Here is a 222-nt window from a genome sequence, read left to right on the forward strand (position 1 = left end):
CGGGACGTACCACCAGGCGAGCAGGCCGATCGCCGAGGCGCCGATGCCGAACCACTTCACGGTGCGGATCCAGCCGATGCGGTCGCCGAGGGCGCCGAAGAACGCGTTGAACAGGATGTTGCCGGCGTAGACGATCACGGTCATCGTCAGCCACTTCGACTGGCCCCAACCGAGCTCGGTGCCGATGATCGCGGGCATGATCACGAACATGCCGAACTCCGG

General features: G+C 65.8%; 1 pseudogene. It reads right to left on the bottom strand.

What is annotated here, in order from left to right:
* A pseudogene (locus tag BIV03_RS15795) lies at positions 1 to 222 on the bottom strand (arabinose ABC transporter permease); the annotation flags it as partial.

The sequence above is a fragment of the Curtobacterium sp. MCBA15_016 genome (assembly GCF_001865105.1).
In the GTDB taxonomy this organism is placed as follows: domain Bacteria; phylum Actinomycetota; class Actinomycetes; order Actinomycetales; family Microbacteriaceae; genus Curtobacterium.